This window comes from Paenibacillus sp. UNC451MF (assembly GCF_000686845.1).
Taxonomy (GTDB): Bacteria; Bacillota; Bacilli; order Paenibacillales; family NBRC-103111; genus Paenibacillus_S.
In genome coordinates, this window is sequence record NZ_JMLS01000027.1 from 88,400 (window position 1) to 107,292 (window position 18,893).

Sequence of the window (18,893 nt, forward strand, 5' to 3'; positions counted from 1 at the left end):
GGCGTCAAATGGAAATTTATGTAAAAGAATTTGCGCATGGGGATCGACTAGATCCAATAGATGACAGCTTTACGGTTGATTCCATGCTTGTTCTAACTTTTACGGGACATAAATTCCACTATGTAATTAAGGAAATTCCCCCGTATACGAAAAGTTATATGGATATAGAGGGGAAGGACGATGAAGAAACCGACTATTCATCCTATATTAATAATCCAGATCAAGTTATGTATTTGGCCTTTTGCGAGGAGCAACTAGCAGGTCAAATCATGATAAAGAGAAACTGGAATCAATATGCGTATATTGAGGACATCAAGGTCGACTTACAATTCAGAAGATATGGAATCGGTCGACAGCTTATAGATAAAGCCAAGAGTTGGGCCAAGTCTGGGAATATGAAGGGTATCATGCTGGAAACGCAAAACAATAACGTGAAAGCCTGCAAGTTCTATGAAAGCTGTGGGTTCGTGCTGGGCGGAATTGATTGCTATATATACAAAAATATATTAGAGGGCAGAGAGGAGACAGCCTTGTATTGGTATCTGTCTACATAATGAGATAAAATATACATCTCCAGAAGAACGAGCCGGCAATTGTCGGCCCGTTTGTTATTTCAGTAGCTATTACAATGGCATCTCGTACTCATCTTAGAATATAACCCCCATCAGGAAAGAGTGTACTACCTGTCGTAAACCCATTGGTCATTAAATAGATCGTAGTATGCGCGGCTTCATAGGCATGACCCACGCGTCCAAGCAGATTCAATCGAGTATACTCCTCATAGGATTTATCTCTCACCGCTTGTTCTGCTCCTTCCCAATTAAAAGAGGTATGAATCGTACCTGGAGAAATGACATTTACTCTAACAGGTGCCAATTCAACCGCGAGCGCTTTGCCGAGGCTTTCTATAGCGCCATTACATGCAGCGTAGGATGCCCCGTCCGCAAGGGGGCGCTGGCTAAAAGCTCCAGACATCAAAACAATGGAACCATTAGAGCTAATATAGGGTACTCCATACTTCACTGCGTTATATTGAGGCCAAAACTTGGCGTCAAAACAGCTGCAGGCAATCTCCAAATCGGATGTAATAGGGCCTCTCACATAGGACGCGCCAGGTGTAAATAGATGGTCAAAGCTTCCGATCTTCTCAAAAAAAGTCTGGAGCTCATCCACATTTCGATTATCTAAAGGGTGCATTTCTATACTTCCATTTCCTAGCAGTTGGCGAGCCTGCTCTAGTTTGTCGATGGATCGACCGGCTATTACAACTTGACCGCCTTGTTCAATGGTTTGTTTGGCAACGGCAAGACCAATGCCCGAGCTGCCTCCAATGATGACGACGCGTTGATCTTTCAATGTATAAATCGACATTGTATTCACCTCTGAATAGTATGGAATAGTCTTCGTTTACTATTATTAGCGATGCAGCCTAAACTGCCAAGTACGCACTTGGAACGTACTTGGTACGAATTTTCGTACTAATGGATGCTAATAGGGCTTGTACAAATCATCGTGCAAAAGTGTAGAACAGCAGGTATCATAGAAGTTGAGGTGGAGAATAAAGATGAATTTAAAAGAGCCCAGACTAAAAGGGGTCATTACAACTCTCGAAATGATTGGTGGCAAATGGAAGCCACTTATTTTATTTATTCTGCTTGTTGACGGAACCAAACGCTTCGGTGAACTTCGACGTCTAATCCCTGATGTATCTCAAGGCACATTGGCAAAACAATTGCGGGAGCTTGAAGAGGACCAGCTAATCCTTCGAGTCATGTATCAAGAGATGCCTCCGAAGGTCGAGTATAGCTTGTCTGAACATGGTAAGACTGTATCTTCTGTCTTGGACAGCATGTGCAGCTGGGGACGAAAACATCTGGAGATGGTGGAAGCACGAAGCATGGAGGACGATGAAGTTGAGTGAAGGATGCTTGTCATGGAGTCAGCATAAATTCATGGAATAAATTCTTATTGATATGGGAACGCTAGTTCTCATATAATGAGATTGAGGTGATATCCATGAAACCTTCGGACAAAGAATTTGAATTAATGGTGGATTATATATTAATTCCGATTGCCATTACAGTGGTCAATACCAATCGCATTGAGATGGAAACATCCGCAGCGACTTTACGCAAGCTTTATGCAGATACAGCAATGATCATGATCAATCGAATGCGTGAAGAGCTGTCCGCGGTAAGGAAGCAAATGAATGAACGAAATATGATTGTTATCGATACAGAGGAACAGCACGATGGGGACTGCGCTCGGTATCCGTATATTTTACGTGATCATATGGGGCACTTTACCATTAATCAGGATGTCATTAGAGCTGGAGTTGTGGCTCTTATCAACCGCTATGTTGCTGAGGTAGTGCACATTGTGGCGCTCAACCATACCCAAATTGTTCCTATTCGTTCGTAATGAATTTAGGTAAAATATGGAACTTTTTAATTTACTTCTCGTAGTAAAATAAAAGGAGGTGCCTGATGAATTGGAGCATTTTGATCCTAATCCTTTTATTTATTATAAATTATCCGGTGTACAGATTCATTTTTAAATTGTTTTTTTACGACGCAGATGAATTTGAAGAATCCGTTAGGTATTCCTTTACTCCTAATTTTATTTCCTTCTTCAGAGGAGAATATTGGAAAGATAAATTTAGCACTGTAAAGCTGCAGGCCTACTCGCTGGTGTGTATCATCGTTGTCGTTCTTGAGTTTGCACTTATTAATAAAATGATTGAGTTGTTCAGATAAAGTAATTCAACCACTATCAACTCTTAGTGTAGATGCAGAAGGTACTCGTGACATGTTATAATCTATAGTGGGTTAACAACCCTAGCATCTATTTCAAGGAGTGTGCTTATCGTGATTATTAAATTCATTCGCTTACGTTAAAATAAATCGTTCCAATCTGACTCAACCTTTTTTTTGATGCAAATCGATGAGTTTATTTGATTGTGCCTTTTATTTTAACTAAAATTCGAATGAAGCGAGGAATTTAACATGAGCGTAAACATTATCCATCATAACGAAATTGAACTATGTACCGAAAGCTTCGGTAATTCCGAGAATCCTGCAGTTCTGTTGATTATGGGAGCCATGTGTTCGATGGTTTATTGGGACGAGGAGTTTTGTCAACGATTAGCCGATACGGGGAGATTTGTTATCCGTTATGACAATAGAGATGTTGGATGTTCCACGACTTATGAACCTGGAAGTTCTCATTATTCAGTCGTAGATATGGCTGAAGACGCAGTTAGGGTGCTTGATGCTTACGAGATTGAGCAAGCGCATCTTGTAGGCATGTCATTAGGTGGAATGATTGCACAAATCGCGGCCATTAATCATCCGCAAAGAGTGCTATCGTTAACGTTGATTGCCTCGGGGATATTTGGCTCGGAGGATAATGATCGCAATTTGCCTCCCATGGACGAGAGGATTCTTGCTTATCACGCGAATGCAGCTTCTTTGAACTGGAATGATGAAGATGCGGTCGCGGCCTATTTAACTGCTGGGTCCAGCTTGCTCTGCGGATCGAAGCATGTGTTCGATGAGAAGAGAGCCTATAAGCAGGTAAGAGAAGAAATAAACCGAGCTAACAACCTACTGAGTATGTTTAACCATGCTTTATTAAAAGGTGACGCTTCCTATGAGGGAAGGCTGCAAGAAATCAAGATGCCTGTTCTGGTGATTCATGGTACAGAAGATACAGTGCTTCCTTATGAGCATGGTCAAGCTCTAGTGAAAGAATTTTCGAATGCAACGATATTAACACTCGACGGGTCTGGTCATGAAATACATTTTGACGATTGGGACCTCATAATAAAAGGGATTCTTAACCACACTTCTTAACACACAGGTTCGTAGGATTATTATTGCAATCATCTAAACTGAGAAGGGTTACACCAATGGTCAATCGGGTTGTAACCCTTTTTTTTTGATAAAATATGGGTTCATCATGGAGGTATGAAGCATGAAGGCACTTATTTTTGGGGCGACGGGCATGGTAGGGCAAAGCGTGCTGCGCGAATGCTTGCTGGATCCCCATGTGCAAAAGGTGCTAACTGTCGGCCGTAGAGCTACAGACCAGCAGAACAATAAGCTGCACGAGCTGGTACATCAGGACATGCTTGACTTATCCGATATTGAACAGTCACTTGTGGGATACGACGCATGCTTCTTCTGTCTCGGTGTTTCCTCGGTAGGAATGACGGAAGAACAGTATCGGGCAGTAACCTACGATATTACCCTCAGTGTAGCTCAGACGTTATCGATACTTAATCCTGAGATGACCTTCATTTATGTAACAGGAGCGGGCACTGATAGCTCGGAGAGCGGGCGCAGTATGTGGGCGCGGGTGAAGGGGAAGACGGAGAACGATCTACTCAAACTTCCATTTAAAGCAGCTTACATGTTCCGACCTGGAGGAATTCTGCCTCTGAACAACATTAAATCCAGGACTAAGCTTTATCAATTTTTTTATACTCTCATGCGACCGTTCAATCCATTGTTACAAAAAATGTTTCCTAATGCTATCACAACATCGCAGCAGCTTGGACGTGCAATGATCAAGGTTGTTAGGGAAGGATATCCTAAATCAATCATTGAAAGCAGAGAAATCAACACAATATAATTGGGTCGAGCGTCCGTGTCCTGCCCGCTATATCTGAAACGAATCAGCCGACTCGTTAAGTCTTTTTCATAGATGGGTAGAAGCGAGACGTTTCATCGATAGTAGACCCTGAACAAAGGGTCGCGACTGTAGTTACCAAAACCCTCTCCATATAAAGTCAACCCACCCACATGAGCCGAATCTTCCTCTACGGCAAGCCTCAATGTCCAATGATTTCGATCAAGTGAAAGGCTCGCTAGTCCGGTTGACGACATCAGTTGACCATCAATAAAGGTTCCTTCCTCTTTAATCCTGATGACTTTCAAGAGACCGTATTGATTCAAACCAGTCCGCCACCAGTCCGGTGCATATTTTCCTCTGCTGCTCCCGTAATCTCCAGGGCTTGTCCATTGACCGAGAAGCGTATTATTCAAATAAAAACGAATATCGGAAGGCCAATTATCATTTGCACCCGGGGCTTCCGAACCAAGCTCCATAGTAATTTCGATTTCTTCAGGCTGTTGTCCGGGAAGAAGGTAGTTGGGAATTCGGTACTCAACATATCCTTTACCAAACCAAAGAATATGCGCATGCATCCGTTCCGGCTCCAAAAAGTAACGGGGATCATCGAATTGACCAATAATTTTATCCTTAGTAGCGATTCCACAGGTAGGGTAAATATCGAACTCCGTATAATGTCCAATAGGGATGGTGCTCTCGTATACTTGTCGCTGAATTTCTCCCGTATGAGGGAGCTCTATCTGAATCCGCTCCACGGCAAGGGAGCACATTTTGTGAGTACCGCCGTCTTTGCGAACCAATTGTGTCTGAATGAGTCCGCCTGCTTCGAGCTTGCGAATATGCATTGTTACAATAGCGCTGCTTAGCTCCAAGTGGTGGGCAATATCTTTTATATTCATAGGTTGGGCAGAGAGCATTTGTAGAATGCGAAGTCGTACTTCACTTGCCAATGCTTCAAACAAGGGTAAATGGTCGGTTTCTGTTGTGACCTTAAGCATACGCGGGGTTCCTTTCTCGTTTAGAAATCCTCAGTTGAACTTTACCTGTAATTAATATAAACATAAATTCAAGAAAGTCAATGAAAATGAGCTTAAAAAGGGGTTGTCAAACCTCTGGGCTTATGATTTACTATTATCAGGTTAATACATATATTTATTAAATTAATATTTATATTAATTCAATTATAAATTAGAAAGGAATGTTCTTCAATGAAAACTCAAATTGTTATTCATACGGACTTAGTGCGCGGTACAATTAGCGAGCATATTTACGGACATTTCGCAGAGCACCTCGGCCGTTGTATTTATGAAGGCATCTGGGTCGGGGAAGACTCTCCAATTCCGAATACCGAAGGATTCCGCAATGACGTACTTGAGGCTCTGAAGCAAATCAATATACCGGTTCTTCGTTGGCCTGGTGGATGCTTTGCTGACGAATACCATTGGAAGGATGGCGTGGGTCCCAAAGAAAACCGTAAGCGTATGGTAAACACTCATTGGGGCGGACTTGTGGAGAATAATCATTTCGGAACACATGAATTTATGAGGCTTTGTGAGCTGTTGGATTGCGAGCCGTACATTTGCGGAAATGTTGGCAGCGGGTCCGTACAGGAGATGCAGGAATGGATAGAATATATGACGTTTGACGGAGAATCCCCTATGGCGGATTGGAGAAGAAGAAACGGGCGAGAAAAGCCGTGGAAGCTGAAGTATTTTGGTGTGGGCAATGAAAATTGGGGCTGCGGCGGCAACATGAGACCGGAATACTATGCAGATCTCTATAGACAATTTCAAACGTATGTGCGCAATTTTGGAGAGAATAAGATTTACAAAATCGCAGGCGGAGCCAACGACTTTAACTATAATTGGACTGAAATTCTAATGCGAGAAGCTGCCCGATATATGCATGGCTTAAGCTTGCATTATTACACTGTTCCAGGAGTGTGGAAGCAAAAGGGCTCCGCTACCGAATTTGAAGTTCATGAATGGTTTACGACTCTCCGTAAAGCGCTTGTTATGGATGAGCTTGTTACGAAACATGCTACGATTATGGATAAGTACGATCCAGATAAAAGGGTAGGCATCATTGTAGACGAATGGGGGACATGGTTCGACCCTGAGCCGGGAACCAATCCTGGGTTTCTCTACCAGCAAAACACGCTGCGGGATGCGCTGGTTGCCGGAGTCACTTTGAATATTTTTAACAATCACTGTGATCGTGTACATATGGCTAATATTGCTCAGACCGTGAACGTGCTCCAAGCAATGATTTTAACAGAAGGCAGCAGCATGATTAAGACACCTTCCTACCATGTATTTGACCTGTACAAAGATCACCAGGGCGCTGAGTTGCTGGATCTGCATATCATGGAAAATGCATATTATGATCTGGACGGTGTCTCTCTACCACAGGTAAGTGTGTCCGCCTCAAAAGGTTCAGATGGTCTTGTACGAATCACCCTGTGCAACATTCATCATGAGCAGGAGGCACAAGTCGAATTGGAGCTGCGCGGATATGTGAATTCAGCAGCACAGGTAGCAGGACGAATCGTAACGGCGGATCACATGCAGGCGCATAATACGTTTGCCGAACCTAATCATGTAAATACTGCTGATTTTTGGGAAGCCCATTTGCAAGATGGCTTGTTAAGCACAAATTTGCCATCGAAGTCTGTGGTTTTGCTGACAATAGGTTAATGCAGCATGTCAAATCCCTATTGTCGAAGCTGTTCGGATGACGAGGATGTGTCGGAAGAACAGATAAACCGAATGATTGCCATACTTCGCCGCATTCCCTCAAATTGTGTAGCAGAAAATATATATAACGAAAGACTGGCTGCATGCAGCAAATGCGAAGCTCTAATGAGTGCACATACATGCCGCCATTGCGGGTGCTTTGTGCAAGTAAGGGCACTGCTTAAGGAGAGGAGCTGTCCCTCGCCGGGTGCTTCTAAATGGACATAATGAAGCTACCAACCCCAAATCGATGGATTTGGGGTTTTAAATTATATTTGACTGTTGGATAACTATTTGCTACAATCCATAAAGCGTAATAATTACGTTTAAGTAACGAGCAGCAAAAAATAGTTAAGACAGAAGGAGAGCTTATTAGTTGAAAGGTTGGTTTTATACCCTTTAACTATAAGTTATAATCGTAAAAATTACATATAAAAGGTGATGAAAATGATGAACATTGATAACAAAATTCCAGTAACCGTATTAAGTGGTTATCTGGGGTCAGGTAAAACAACCGTGCTTAATCATGTCCTGAACAATCGCAACGGCTTGAAAGTAGCCGTCATAGTTAACGATCTAAGTGAAGTAAATATCGATGCTTCCTTAGTAAAGGATGGAGGGGGACTTTCAAGAACAAATGAAAAGCTGGTGGAAATGTCTAACGGCTGCATCTGCTGCACGCTTCGCGAGGACCTGCTCAGAGAGGTTGAAAAATTGGCATTAGAAAATCGCTTCGATTATATTCTCATTGAATCTACAGGTGTCGGAGAACCGCTGCCAGTGGCTCAAACCTTCAGCTATATTGATGAGGAACAAGGGATCGATTTATCCCGATTTTGTCTGCTCGACTGTATGGTTACGGTCGTGGACGCTTACCGGTTCTGGCATGATTTCTCTTCAGGAGAAATGCTGCTGGAGAGAGGTCAGGCAGTAGGGGAAGAGGACACACGCGAGGTTGTAGATCTATTGGTGGATCAAATAGAGTTCTGCGATGTGCTTCTATTAAACAAGTGCGATAAAGTGAGCGATGACGATCTCGTTGAATTGGAAACCATTCTTCGCAAGCTGCAGCCGAGAGCTAGATTGATCCGTACTGAGCATGGACGCGTTAATCCTACAGACATTCTAAATACGGGCTTGTTCAATTTCGATGAAGCGAGCCATTCTGCAGGATGGATCAAAGAGCTGGAGAAACCGGCGCACACACCTGAAACGGAAGAGTATGGGATTACCTCCTTTGTGTATGAGCGAGTAAGACCCTTTCATCCTGAGCGTTTAAAACAATGGATGGAGCAATGGCCTGCTGAAATTGTCAGAGCAAAAGGGATCATGTGGCTGGCGACACGCGATCAATTTGGACAGAGCTTAAGCCAGGCAGGACCATCCATTCGATTCGGCCCATCAGGCTACTGGATTGCTGCTTTACCGAAGGAAGAACAAAGGGTAATGCTGAGTGAAGATCCAGAGCTTGCCGCGCAATGGCACCACGAATATGGGGATCGAATAAATAAAGTTGTCTTTATTGGTATTGATATGGATCGTATTCAAATCGAGGCAAGTCTGGATTCATGCTTGCTAACTGCCGAGGAGATGGATCGAGACTGGAATCAAATTCCAGATACGCTGCCGAATGTTAGCGAAACAGAACTATAGGCGAACGAAACCTAATAAACTGAAGGGTAGTGAGCAGGGTGAGAGTTACAATTACATTGGCATGCACAGAAACAGGAGACCGCAATTATACGACATCTAAGAACAAAAGGACAAACCCGGAACGTTTAGAACTTCGAAAGTATTGTCCTCGTCTTAAAAAAGTTACACTTCATCGTGAAACAAGGTAAGGAACATAATGTTCTCAGGTTGATAGAGGTTGTATAAAAAATCCGCATCGGGGCTATATTGATGATAAATATGGTAAAGATTTGGTAAGTGCGTGAAACTTTTGAACAGACAGTTTTTTGCCTTATATCAACAACAGCTCTTATCCCAGGGCTGTTGTTTTGCTCATATGCCGTTACGCTTAACATCATTTCGCGAGAGGATGAGACCAAGGATGAAAGAAGCGGGCCCCTTCATTTTAGGTATCGGTACAGCTGTCCCGAATTACCGTCTGGATCAAACGGACACTTCACTAAGATTAAGTCAAGCATTAAACGAGTTCCCAGACTCAGCTCGATGGGCGAGAAAAATCTTTAAACAATGCGGAGTCGAAAGCCGTTATACCTGCGAACCTAACTTATTGGACGCTGCGGAGGAGTGCCGCTATTTCTCCCATGTAGCGGATTTGCCAGTTCCATCAACTGCAGAACGAATGGAAACCTATAAAAGAGAGGCCATCCCGTTAGGGGTGAGTGCAGCACGAAAAGCCATATCCGATGGGAATGTGAATGCATCTGACATCACTCATCTGATAACAGTTAGTTGTACAGGACAATTCCTTCCTGGTATGGATGCTGCATTGATCCGTCTATTGGGTTTAGAAGTCACGGTCAATCGGATCCCGCTTAACTTTCTAGGATGCGCCGCTGGATTAAAGGCAATATGCCTATCGCGACAAATTGTGTCGAGTAATCCATCTGCCAAAATACTAATTGTATGTGTTGAATTGTGTACACTCCACATTCAGCCATCGAGCCAGCGTGAAGCTCTATTTAGTGCTTCTTTTTTTGGTGATGGAGCTTCAGCTTGTCTGGTAGGTACAGCGGGTGCAGATCAGCGGGGGATATTCCAATTAAGGGAGGAGCTATCCGTTCTCCTGCCGGATTCTTCTGAAGAGATGCTGTGGGAGGTAGGCAATTACGGGTTCGATCTGTATTTATCAACCAGCATTCCAAAACTGTTAGGCAGATTTGTTCCAGAGCAAGTAGAACGGTTGTTAAGCGGTGATCAAAAGCCCCTATTATGGGCGATTCATCCCGGGGGCAAGGGGATTATTGACACTCTGGAAGATCTGTTCGAACTGACGGAAGAACAAACCAGCTATAGTAGAGGCGTTCTGCGCAATTATGGGAATATGTCCTCCGCCACTATATTGTTTGTGCTTAATGAGATGAGACACGAGCTGGTAAGACGTAATTCCGGACCAACCAGTGGCGTAGCCCTCGCATTTGGGCCTGGTCTTACGTGTGAAATAATCAAAATTACTTATATGCCTTCCGTCCAAATCCAGAAAACCATTTTAGAGGAAATCCATGTTTAGCAGGTTCAAGGAACGGGCTGTAGAACACGAAATAATGGATGACTTTTCGATTGGAGGGCCGGAGCTTCGTGAAGCTTTGTCGCATCTTCGAAGGCTTAATCGAATCTTTGGAGCCGCTGCGCCTACACTCTTCGGAGTCCAGAGAGTGTGGAGGGAAGCGGGCAAACCGCAACGGTTTACTATATTGGATATTGGAGCGGGTTCGGGCGATGTGAACCGGCACATTCTTAAATGGGCGGAGCGTAACCATATCGATCTCCAAATCACCTTGGCCGACATTACGGAAGAAGCTTGTGAAGAGGCAAGATTGTATTTCCGACATGAACCGAGAATTCAAGTTAAACGAAGTAATTTATTTGAATTACCGGAAGGCTGCGTAGATGTTGTGACGGCAACACAATTTGTCCATCACTTTGCTGTGAATGAGCTCCCCATGGTGGTTCAAAGCATGCTTAAGGCATCTCGACTAGGCGTTGTCATCAATGATATTCATCGACACTGGATTCCATGGGCAGCAGTGTGGTGTACGGTCCGAGTTTTCTCCAAAAACCGCTACATTTTAAATGACGGGCCCTTGTCGGTGGCCAAAGGCTTTCGCTCGGATGATTGGAAATATCTCAAGAAAACATTAGGTATAGAAGAGATGTTTTATTCGTGGAGACCCTTGTTTCGGTATGCGGTCGTCATTAGGAATCATAATACAAGTAACCGGAGTTGAAGGGGATGCATCACTTAGATACTGCTGTCATTGGGGCTGGGATTGCGGGCAGCACATTAGCAAGAGCCTTGGCCGTTCGCGGCTGGGAGACCCTACTGATCGACCGCAAGAAATTTCCTCGACATAAGGTTTGCGGTGAATTTTTGTCCCCTGAATCTCAAAGTATGCTGAAATCTCTGGGTCTAAGTGAATATGTAGAATCCTTACAGCCTAGCGTGATTAGCCGGATACGATTGATCCTCAGCAATGGTAAGGTGTTAGAAATTCCTCTACCCGGTATTGCTTTAGGGGTAAGCCGGTATTTACTTGATTCCACTCTCCATAGTGCGGCATTAAGCTCTGGGGTGCATATACAAACCTCAACAACGGTAACCTCCGTATCGCCGAATAACAAAGGATATTTGATTGAAACGAAACAAGGGGACGAGCACAGAACCTATCAGGTACGTGCTCTTATTGCTGCATGGGGCGCTAATTGTCGTACGATGCTCCCTGGCCCCCATCCCAAAGGCAGCATTAATAACTCGTATATGGGGGTGAAATCCCATTTTAGAGGAGTAGGGATGGAACCTGTAATAGAGCTTTATTTTTTTGAAGGGGGATATTTGGGTATTTCTTCCATTGGGGGCGGTGTAGTGAATGTTTCAGCACTGCTGAAACGGAAAGCTTTTCAGAATGGTGACAAAACGGTCTTGGGCTTACTGTATGAATGTTCTCGTAGAAATCCAATACTTCATCAAAAGCTTGCTGATGCGATTCCTGTACCAGAAACTCAAACAGCAGTTGCCCCAGTAGATTTAACTCGTAAACCCGTTGCATGGGATAGGATCCCACTAGTAGGGGATGCCGTATTAACAATACCGCCACTCTGCGGTGACGGAATGTCCATGGCGCTTCGTTCAGCTCAATTATGCGCGCCGCTTGCAGACAGCTATTTAGCAGGAGATATAACATGGGCTAAGTGGCAGCGTGATTACTCGAGATCTATACTACGGGAATTTAGAGGACCTTTACAATGGGGGCGTCTTCTTCAAAGGCTGTTCGATGTTCCGCTTTTGTCACAGCTGTTAGTAGGTGCAGCCCATTATACACCAGGAATTGCCTATGGATTAGTTCAAGCGACCCGACTAAAAGAGAACAATGAATAATGCACACGGCACGGAATAAGGTACTGACGAAGAAATGAGGGCCAAAGGTCGTTTTGGAATTTTGCTATAGCTTTAGGCTATAACCAGATATAGTTAATTGGAGTTACGCTACACACACGCAATCATGATATCTTTCTTGTAAGCGACTAACCTGATGGTTGGTAAGATTATACTCAGGGGGTTTACAAGATGGTGAAAAGCAGTGTGTTGGGTTACCCGCGTATTGGTGCGGATAGAGAATGGAAGAAAGCGCTGGAATCTTTCTGGTCAGGCAAGCTGGATGAGACAGAGCTTCATAGCCAATTGAAAGAAATTCGTCTTAGTCATTTGCGTAATCAGAAAGAGAAAGGGATCGACTTCATCCCAGTCAATGATTTCAGTTATTACGATCATGTGTTGGATACAGCTACTATGTTCGGAATTATTCCAAAGCGTTTCCTATATAATGGAGGACCTGTTCCGTTATCTGTTTACTATGGTATTGCTCGCGGGACGAAGGATTCCACAGCAAGTGAAATGACAAAGTGGTTTAATACTAATTATCACTATATTGTGCCTGAACTTGAGGGTGCATCGCCAGTATTAACAGAGAATAAACCCCTTATAGCTTATAGGGAAGCTAAGGAGAGTTTGGGTATCGATGGCAAGCCTGTTGTCCTTGGACCGCTAACATTCCTCAAGCTGTCTAAAGGATACAGCCAATCCGAGACTGATGCATGGCTTGACCGATTGCTACCTCTTTATGTTCAGGTCCTGCAGGAGCTTGCTGCTGAAGGGGTTGTATGGGTTCAAATGGACGAGCCGATTCTTGTAACCAAGTTAAGTAAAGATGACGTTCAACGACTTAAGTCGACTTATGAAACCTTAACTGCCTCTGTACCTCAAATAAATATTTTGCTGCAAACCTACTTTGAATCGGTAGAGCACTACAGTGATATTGTCGCTTTGCCTGTCAAAGGGATTGGACTTGATTTCGTACATGGATTGTCCAGAAACTTATCCTCGATTCGCGAGCATGGTTTTCCTAAGGACAAAGTTTTAGGTGCAGGAATTATAGATGGACGCGGTATTTGGAAAGCGCAGCTTCGAGATAAGATTTCATTAATAGAGGAATTGGCCGAATTGGTGTCGCAAGACCGGATTATCGTTCAATCCTCGTGCAGCTTACTCCATGTTCCCGTAACGGTCGAGCATGAGAAGAAGCTTGCTCCTGAATTAAAGGCAGCACTTGCTTTTGCTGATGAAAAGCTCGATGAGATTGTACTTTTATCCAGAGGTGTATTTCATAATACGAACAATATCTCTATTCAATTAGAGGAGAACGATCGAATTTATCAAACGCTCGATCAGTCCGGGGTGCGCAGACGCAGCGACGTGCAGCATGCCGTGGCAGCCATAAGTAATGAACGCCTCGAACGCAGCAGACCGTTTGCCGAGCGTCATATCGATCAGCAGAAAAAATGGCAGCTACCCATCTTCCCAACTACAACCATCGGCAGCTTTCCTCAGTCTGCTGAGGTTCGTAAGGCACGTCAGCTGTGGCGCAAAGGGGATTGGAACAATGAGAGGTACGCTGATTATATAAGAGAGCAAATCGACATATGGATCAAGCTTCAGGAAGAAATCGGTCTGGATGTACTCGTGCATGGAGAATTTGAAAGAACCGACATGGTAGAGTTCTTCGGTGAAAAGCTCGCAGGCTTTGCATTCACGCAAAACGGATGGGTGCAATCATACGGGTCTCGTTGTGTCAAACCACCTATTATTTATGGTGATGTAGCTTTTGAAGGAGAGATGACGGTTGAGGAGACTAAGTACGCTCAATCCCGGACCGATCGACCTGTGAAAGGTATGCTTACCGGACCTATTACGATCATGAATTGGTCGTTCGTTCGCGACGATATTCCGCGTGAACAAATCGCCTACCAACTGGCTTATGCGCTTAGACAAGAAGTGGAGGCGCTTGAGCAAGCAGGTATCGGCATGATACAGGTTGACGAGCCAGCGGTTCGAGAAGGACTCCCACTTAAAGAAGAGGAGCAAGAGGACTACCTTGCATGGGCAGTCAAAGCGTTTCGAATGACCACCTGCACAGTACAGGATTCGACGCAAATTCATACTCATATGTGCTACTGCGAGTTTCATGACATGATTGATTCTATTGAAGCCATGGACGCAGATGTGATTTCCATTGAAACGTCCCGCAGTCATGGAGAACTCATTCATAGCTTCGAGCTGCAAACCTATAAGCTAGGTATCGGATTGGGCGTATATGATATTCATAGCCCGCGTGTTCCGCAGGTTGAAGAAATGACGAGTATGATTGATCGGGCATTGCGCGTACTGGATCCTAAGCTATTTTGGATTAATCCGGATTGCGGGCTTAAGACTCGAGGTTATGAGGAAACGGTTGTCTCATTGCGCAACATGGTAGAAGCAACACGCATCGCCCGTGAAAAATATATAGTTTAACTCCAGAGGAATAGCAACAAGCTAAATGAAAAGAACCGTTCGGTAGATACCGAGCGGTTTTTGGGGTTAATTAGTAAGTGTTGCGCGGAACTTCTATCCCATTACACTTGAATTTAAGCTCTACCTCCCCCCTGAAAGCTTTAGGGGACATTCCGATATTTTTCTTAAATAATTGAGAGAAGTAAGAGGTGCTGTCCAAACCAATCTCGTAACAAATACTGTTTATTGGCATATCGGTTGTGCCAAGCATCAGACAAGCCTCTCGAAGCCGCCGTGCTATCACATAATCGGTTATGGAAAAACCGGTTGTTTCTTTAAAAAGATGAGAGATATAGTAGGGCGATAAATGCAGGTCCGCGGCAAGTTCATCAAGAGAAAACTTCTGTTTGTAATGCGCTTCCACCCAGTCCATTACTTTTTCAGTGTGATGATCAGATCGAACCGATTTCATTTGGGTGTATGTATTCGCTTTCAACGAAGTGTCTCTTAAGTAATTGAGCAGCGAGACGATAAAGATGATGAATTCTTCGTTACGGGTTTCCTGTGAAGCTTGAGATAACCTTGTATGAAATCTTTCGTACAAGAAGGTAAGCTCGGTTTTGTCTTCCTGATGGAAAATTTGCTGTAATAGCTTGTCTTTCCAGATGTAACGAAAATAGGAGCGAAGCTCAGGAAACGGTTTCAAATGAGTGTCAAGAAAGACCGGATCAAATTTGAGCACCGTTCGTAAATATTTGGCGGCACATAAATTCATATGCACCCGGTGAAGCTGATAAGGTTGAAAGAGGATAAGGGTGTTGGGCGTAATGTTATGTATTTTTTGATCCAGCACGATTTGGCCAGAGCCTTCATGTATAAACAAAAGCTCAATCCCCTGGTGCGAATGAAATTGATCATATACGGAGCCAATCAATTCATGCCTATAATTCAATATAAACGGGCCGCGACCAATAAAGTTAACGAACTCGATCAGCTTCATATACACTTCCTCTCCTTACGCCAAATAGTCTAACTAAATAAACGACAGTTAATGGGAATTATTAACATTGTACCACACACATGGGCTGCTTGCGATGACAAACTAATCCAGAGTTGTAGCTGATATTCTAAAAAACTAGACTACATATCAGCTCTTGGTCAAACAAGGTACTATGGACTGGAATATTAATGGATAAATGAACAGCAATACAACGATATTTTATAACAAAGAAAAGACATTCAAAGCAGAGATGTCTTTGTTATAATAAATGAAAGTGCTTACATAATTTTGTAGAGTTTGTGTAGATAGAGGAACATAACTGATTGTGAAGAAGGGGGATTCGTGTTCAAAGCAAAGTGCTTACCGGCCATAATATCCGCGAAGAGCGGGGAGCGACAAAGTAGTGAACAGAACATGCAAAATTGGTACAGATCAAAAAGTAAGCATGGAGAAAAAACCATCTAATCAAAAAGGGGTTAATAACAATGACCAATATAGTTGTTGATCGGTTTATACAAAAATCCTCTTACCTAACTGTTGGTTCACTACTTATCGGATTGCTCACAAGCTGCAGCAGCCCAAGCACACCGGCGTCGACTCCCGACATGAAAACAGCTGATGCCAAGCCAAAAACACCTGTCGAGCTTACGCTAACACCTTATTTTCTGAATATGACCGATGAAGAATTCGATCAAATTATGATTAAGCCGTTAGCAGCGAAGTATCCTCATATTACTCTAAAAATCGTGAGGGAAGATATAGTCAAGCTCGTAGCAGCAGGACAGACCCCTGACATCGTATACGGCGCAAATTCCAGATTCTCTGTGCTTCAAGACTTGGATATTCCTTCTGACCTCAGTGCGTTAGTTAAGTCTAATAACATGGATCTCAATAAATTTTCCAGCCCGAATATCGATTGGATAAAGGAGCTAGGCACCAAGGGGGAGATATATGGCATTCCTTTCGCTTTAAATCAGATGGCGCTCTTTTATAACAAGGATTTGTTCGACAAGCGGGGGGTACCTTATCCAACGGATGGGATTAGCTGGGATGATTATATCACGCTCGTCAAAAAAATGACGTATAACGATGGCGGGGTTCAATTTAGAGGTAGTCTGCCTCCCAATCCGGAGTTTATCGCAAGAATGAAATCCATGCCTTTGGTAGATGCGAAGACGAATAAGGCTCTTATTAATAATGACTCGTTTAAGTCCGTTCTGGATAGGGTACAAGAATTTTATAAAATACCAGGCATGGTCGTTGATGGTAAGCTGCCGCCTAACCAGGATAGCTTTGTTAAAGATCAGCAAACGGCAATGTACTTGAACTGGATCCCCGATACATTAGGGTTTATTCAAAAAGGAGGGTCACAGCTTAATTTCGATATAGTGGGAGCCCCATCCTTCACGGATAAGCCAGGAATTACCATTGATCCAGGGGCCCAAATGATGGTGATTTCCAAAACATCCCAGCATAAAGAGGAAGCCTTCGCAGCTATTCAATTATTCGCTTCGCCGGAGGTGCAGAATATACTAAACCGGTCAAGCCGCTTGACTGCACTGGCCGATGAGTCCATAAGAAAGGATTTCCTTGCTGATTTGCCTTTGACCAAAGGGAAAAATATTCAAGGTGCTTTAAAAATCAAGCCTGCTAAAATGGCTCCGCCAAATCCGTATCATGTACTCGTAGCAGGGAAGATCAACGGTGTTGTCACTAATCTCGCAACTGGAGCAAAGGATGTTAATACTGTTCTGAGGGAGACGCAGGAGGATGCGGATAAGGCGATTGAACAGGAATTAAATAAGAAAAAATAGTTGAATCGCTAAACCGTTTGAGACGAACAGTCTGCCCTAGAGGTAGGCTGTTTTTTGCGCCGTCAGGAATTGTAGCGAATTTCTTTATAATGTTTTCTTTTGTGATGGATTTAACCATTTTCTGTTATTTTTGTAATGAATGCCTTCTCTCATTCGCCCAAGCCACCCCTTTTTAGTAATCATATACTACATATTGAAACTAGAATGTTTCAAATTTATATAGGGAGGGGTGAAATACTTTGGAGGAATTGAAAAAGTTAATTAAAACCCTTCTCGACATGGAGCCTATTGAAATCAAAGTCAAACTCATAAACGGAGAAAAAATCTCAGTATCCTATGATGAAAACGACGATTATGAGAAGTTTTTAAAGAAATTAGTTAAGATTGTTGGTTTAGATCAAATAGTCAAAGTAGAGTTTAAGTATGTTGACGATGTTAAGATCTCAATAGAGCTACCAGGTAGAGAAGAGGCTGTAGTAGTAGGAGACGTAGAGGAAAATGATGAAGAAGACGATGATGAAGAAGACGATGATGAAGAAGAAGACGATGATGAGGATGACGATGATTAAGAAATACGAAATCTAGTAAAATGAAGGAGGTGGCAGTTTCTTGAGTAAATTAAGTATATTCATGACCGTTATGGATTCGTTAGATATCGAAGATGTCAAAGAAATTGAAGCTAAATATTATGATGGAGAAAAATACGAGATCAAATTTAGCCCTTCCCAAAGCGAGAGTGAAAGATTAGCAGAAATGAATCTATTTCTCGCCGCTCTTAATTGGAATGAAGTGAGTGAAATGGAGATAGAACTCTACGACGATACTGAAATTGAAGTAGAGTATGGCTATGAAGAATATGTAGGACCAACTGGAGCAACTGGAGCGACAGGAGCAACCGGAACAACTGGGGCAACGGGCTCGACAGGCTCCACAGGCGCAACAGGGGGAACTGGTGCAACAGGTTCGACAGGAGCTACAGGAGGAACTGGTGCAACGGGCTCCACAGGCGCAACTGGAGCCACAGGGGGAACTGGTGCAACAGGCTCGACAGGAGCTCCAGGACCAGCCGGGGGGGCAACTGGTTCCACGGGTTCTACTGGTTCGACAGGAGCAACCGGATCTACAGGTGACACAGGAGCAACAGGCTCGACGGGAGCCACAGGTGGAACAGGAGCAACCGGATCTACAGGTGA

At 43.6% G+C, this 18,893-nt stretch carries 20 protein-coding genes; 17 read left to right on the forward strand and 3 right to left on the reverse strand.

What is annotated here, in order from left to right; genetic code table 11:
• Positions 1 to 8: 8 nt before the first annotated feature.
• Positions 9 to 554 carry a GNAT family N-acetyltransferase gene (locus BP97_RS0124905; RefSeq protein ID WP_028551561.1) on the forward strand — a complete coding sequence of 182 codons (546 nt, stop codon included), beginning with the start codon at positions 9 to 11 and terminating at the stop codon, positions 552 to 554.
• A gap of 88 nt (positions 555 to 642) precedes the next feature.
• On the opposite strand, the gene BP97_RS0124910 is transcribed toward BP97_RS0124905, so the two are convergent.
• Complete coding sequence (locus BP97_RS0124910) at positions 643 to 1,371, reverse strand: SDR family oxidoreductase (RefSeq protein ID WP_028551562.1); 729 nt, start codon at positions 1,369 to 1,371, stop codon at positions 643 to 645.
• Positions 1,372 to 1,564: 193 nt separating this feature from the next.
• Between BP97_RS0124910 and BP97_RS0124915 the strand changes: the two genes are divergently transcribed.
• From BP97_RS0124915 to BP97_RS0124935, 5 genes are all read left to right on the forward strand, one after another.
• Positions 1,565 to 1,921, forward strand: coding sequence for a winged helix-turn-helix transcriptional regulator (locus BP97_RS0124915; protein ID WP_028551563.1), 357 nt, complete (start codon positions 1,565 to 1,567; stop codon positions 1,919 to 1,921).
• Positions 1,922 to 2,016: 95 nt separating this feature from the next.
• Positions 2,017 to 2,421 carry a YhjD family protein gene (locus BP97_RS0124920; protein WP_028551564.1) on the forward strand — a complete coding sequence of 135 codons (405 nt, stop codon included), beginning with the start codon at positions 2,017 to 2,019 and terminating at the stop codon, positions 2,419 to 2,421.
• 65 nt (positions 2,422 to 2,486) lie between these two features.
• Positions 2,487 to 2,756: a hypothetical protein gene (locus tag BP97_RS0124925; protein ID WP_028551565.1), complete on the forward strand. Its 270-nt coding sequence runs from the start codon at positions 2,487 to 2,489 to the stop codon at positions 2,754 to 2,756.
• A gap of 249 nt (positions 2,757 to 3,005) precedes the next feature.
• A complete protein-coding gene (locus BP97_RS0124930; RefSeq protein WP_028551566.1) occupies positions 3,006 to 3,854 on the forward strand; it encodes an alpha/beta fold macrolide esterase in 849 nt (282 codons plus the stop codon).
• Positions 3,855 to 3,975: 121 nt separating this feature from the next.
• Complete coding sequence (locus tag BP97_RS0124935; protein ID WP_028551567.1) at positions 3,976 to 4,635, forward strand: NAD-dependent epimerase/dehydratase family protein; 660 nt, start codon at positions 3,976 to 3,978, stop codon at positions 4,633 to 4,635.
• Positions 4,636 to 4,727: 92 nt separating this feature from the next.
• On the opposite strand, the gene BP97_RS0124940 is transcribed toward BP97_RS0124935, so the two are convergent.
• Entirely contained in the window at positions 4,728 to 5,633 is a 906-nt protein-coding gene (locus BP97_RS0124940) for an ArsR/SmtB family transcription factor (RefSeq protein ID WP_028551568.1), read from the reverse strand.
• A 210-nt stretch (positions 5,634 to 5,843) separates the two neighbouring features.
• Here BP97_RS0124940 and BP97_RS0124945 point away from each other — a divergent pair, with 210 nt between their 5' ends.
• The 8 genes from BP97_RS0124945 (at position 5,844) to metE (ending at position 14,907) form a co-directional block, all read left to right on the forward strand.
• Positions 5,844 to 7,331: an alpha-N-arabinofuranosidase gene (locus BP97_RS0124945; RefSeq protein ID WP_028551569.1), complete on the forward strand. Its 1,488-nt coding sequence runs from the start codon at positions 5,844 to 5,846 to the stop codon at positions 7,329 to 7,331.
• Positions 7,332 to 7,337: 6 nt separating this feature from the next.
• Positions 7,338 to 7,598 (forward strand): DUF6171 family protein, encoded by a 261-nt coding sequence (locus BP97_RS41760; RefSeq protein ID WP_442952386.1) that lies wholly within the window; start codon positions 7,338 to 7,340, stop codon positions 7,596 to 7,598.
• 219 nt (positions 7,599 to 7,817) lie between these two features.
• Positions 7,818 to 9,023 carry a GTP-binding protein gene (locus BP97_RS0124950; protein ID WP_442952387.1) on the forward strand — a complete coding sequence of 402 codons (1,206 nt, stop codon included), beginning with the start codon at positions 7,818 to 7,820 and terminating at the stop codon, positions 9,021 to 9,023.
• A gap of 38 nt (positions 9,024 to 9,061) precedes the next feature.
• Positions 9,062 to 9,211, forward strand: coding sequence for a 50S ribosomal protein L33 (rpmG, locus tag BP97_RS39815; protein ID WP_081824350.1), 150 nt, complete (start codon positions 9,062 to 9,064; stop codon positions 9,209 to 9,211).
• Positions 9,212 to 9,423: 212 nt separating this feature from the next.
• A complete protein-coding gene (locus BP97_RS0124955; RefSeq protein WP_081824351.1) occupies positions 9,424 to 10,569 on the forward strand; it encodes a type III polyketide synthase in 1,146 nt (381 codons plus the stop codon).
• Entirely contained in the window at positions 10,562 to 11,287 is a 726-nt protein-coding gene (locus BP97_RS0124960) for a methyltransferase domain-containing protein (RefSeq protein ID WP_028551572.1), read from the forward strand. The genes BP97_RS0124955 and BP97_RS0124960 overlap by 8 nt, the downstream gene beginning before the upstream one ends.
• A gap of 5 nt (positions 11,288 to 11,292) precedes the next feature.
• Positions 11,293 to 12,435 carry an NAD(P)/FAD-dependent oxidoreductase gene (locus BP97_RS0124965; RefSeq protein ID WP_028551573.1) on the forward strand — a complete coding sequence of 381 codons (1,143 nt, stop codon included), beginning with the start codon at positions 11,293 to 11,295 and terminating at the stop codon, positions 12,433 to 12,435.
• Between the two features lie 189 nt (positions 12,436 to 12,624).
• A complete protein-coding gene (metE, locus tag BP97_RS0124970) occupies positions 12,625 to 14,907 on the forward strand; it encodes a 5-methyltetrahydropteroyltriglutamate--homocysteine S-methyltransferase (protein ID WP_028551574.1) in 2,283 nt (760 codons plus the stop codon).
• A gap of 70 nt (positions 14,908 to 14,977) precedes the next feature.
• Here the strand turns inward: metE and BP97_RS0124975 are convergent, their stop codons facing one another.
• The gene (locus tag BP97_RS0124975) at positions 14,978 to 15,886 is read right to left on the reverse strand and encodes an AraC family transcriptional regulator (RefSeq protein WP_028551575.1); all 909 of its coding nucleotides are present in this window, start codon (positions 15,884 to 15,886) and stop codon (positions 14,978 to 14,980) included.
• Between the two features lie 485 nt (positions 15,887 to 16,371).
• On the opposite strand from BP97_RS0124975, the gene BP97_RS0124980 reads away from it, so the two are divergent.
• The 3 genes from BP97_RS0124980 to BP97_RS40750 form a co-directional block, all read left to right on the forward strand.
• Positions 16,372 to 17,700 (forward strand): ABC transporter substrate-binding protein, encoded by a 1,329-nt coding sequence (locus BP97_RS0124980; protein WP_028551576.1) that lies wholly within the window; start codon positions 16,372 to 16,374, stop codon positions 17,698 to 17,700.
• Positions 17,701 to 17,939: 239 nt separating this feature from the next.
• Positions 17,940 to 18,269, forward strand: a complete 330-nt coding sequence (locus BP97_RS0124985) for a hypothetical protein (protein WP_028551577.1) — start codon at positions 17,940 to 17,942, stop codon at positions 18,267 to 18,269.
• Between the two features lie 40 nt (positions 18,270 to 18,309).
• Positions 18,310 to 18,893: hypothetical protein (locus tag BP97_RS40750; protein ID WP_197035532.1), on the forward strand; the 584-nt coding region annotated here is incomplete at its 3' end.

What these genes read in the sequence shown, in the direction of transcription:
- BP97_RS0124905 (WP_028551561.1), top strand. Translation starts at nt 9, where the DNA reads ATGGAAATTTATGTAAAAGAATTTGCGCATGGGGATCGACTAGATCCA.
- BP97_RS0124910 (WP_028551562.1), bottom strand. Translation starts at nt 1,371, where the DNA reads ATGTCGATTTATACATTGAAAGATCAACGCGTCGTCATCATTGGAGGC.
- BP97_RS0124915 (WP_028551563.1), top strand. Translation starts at nt 1,565, where the DNA reads ATGAATTTAAAAGAGCCCAGACTAAAAGGGGTCATTACAACTCTCGAA.
- BP97_RS0124920 (WP_028551564.1), top strand. Translation starts at nt 2,017, where the DNA reads ATGAAACCTTCGGACAAAGAATTTGAATTAATGGTGGATTATATATTA.
- BP97_RS0124925 (WP_028551565.1), top strand. Translation starts at nt 2,487, where the DNA reads ATGAATTGGAGCATTTTGATCCTAATCCTTTTATTTATTATAAATTAT.
- BP97_RS0124930 (WP_028551566.1), top strand. Translation starts at nt 3,006, where the DNA reads ATGAGCGTAAACATTATCCATCATAACGAAATTGAACTATGTACCGAA.
- BP97_RS0124935 (WP_028551567.1), top strand. Translation starts at nt 3,976, where the DNA reads ATGAAGGCACTTATTTTTGGGGCGACGGGCATGGTAGGGCAAAGCGTG.
- BP97_RS0124940 (WP_028551568.1), bottom strand. Translation starts at nt 5,633, where the DNA reads ATGCTTAAGGTCACAACAGAAACCGACCATTTACCCTTGTTTGAAGCA.
- BP97_RS0124945 (WP_028551569.1), top strand. Translation starts at nt 5,844, where the DNA reads ATGAAAACTCAAATTGTTATTCATACGGACTTAGTGCGCGGTACAATT.
- BP97_RS41760 (WP_442952386.1), top strand. Translation starts at nt 7,338, where the DNA reads ATGTCAAATCCCTATTGTCGAAGCTGTTCGGATGACGAGGATGTGTCG.
- BP97_RS0124950 (WP_442952387.1), top strand. Translation starts at nt 7,818, where the DNA reads ATGATGAACATTGATAACAAAATTCCAGTAACCGTATTAAGTGGTTAT.
- BP97_RS0124955 (WP_081824351.1), top strand. Translation starts at nt 9,424, where the DNA reads ATGAAAGAAGCGGGCCCCTTCATTTTAGGTATCGGTACAGCTGTCCCG.
- BP97_RS0124960 (WP_028551572.1), top strand. Translation starts at nt 10,562, where the DNA reads ATGTTTAGCAGGTTCAAGGAACGGGCTGTAGAACACGAAATAATGGAT.
- BP97_RS0124965 (WP_028551573.1), top strand. Translation starts at nt 11,293, where the DNA reads ATGCATCACTTAGATACTGCTGTCATTGGGGCTGGGATTGCGGGCAGC.
- metE (WP_028551574.1), top strand. Translation starts at nt 12,625, where the DNA reads ATGGTGAAAAGCAGTGTGTTGGGTTACCCGCGTATTGGTGCGGATAGA.
- BP97_RS0124975 (WP_028551575.1), bottom strand. Translation starts at nt 15,886, where the DNA reads ATGAAGCTGATCGAGTTCGTTAACTTTATTGGTCGCGGCCCGTTTATA.
- BP97_RS0124980 (WP_028551576.1), top strand. Translation starts at nt 16,372, where the DNA reads ATGACCAATATAGTTGTTGATCGGTTTATACAAAAATCCTCTTACCTA.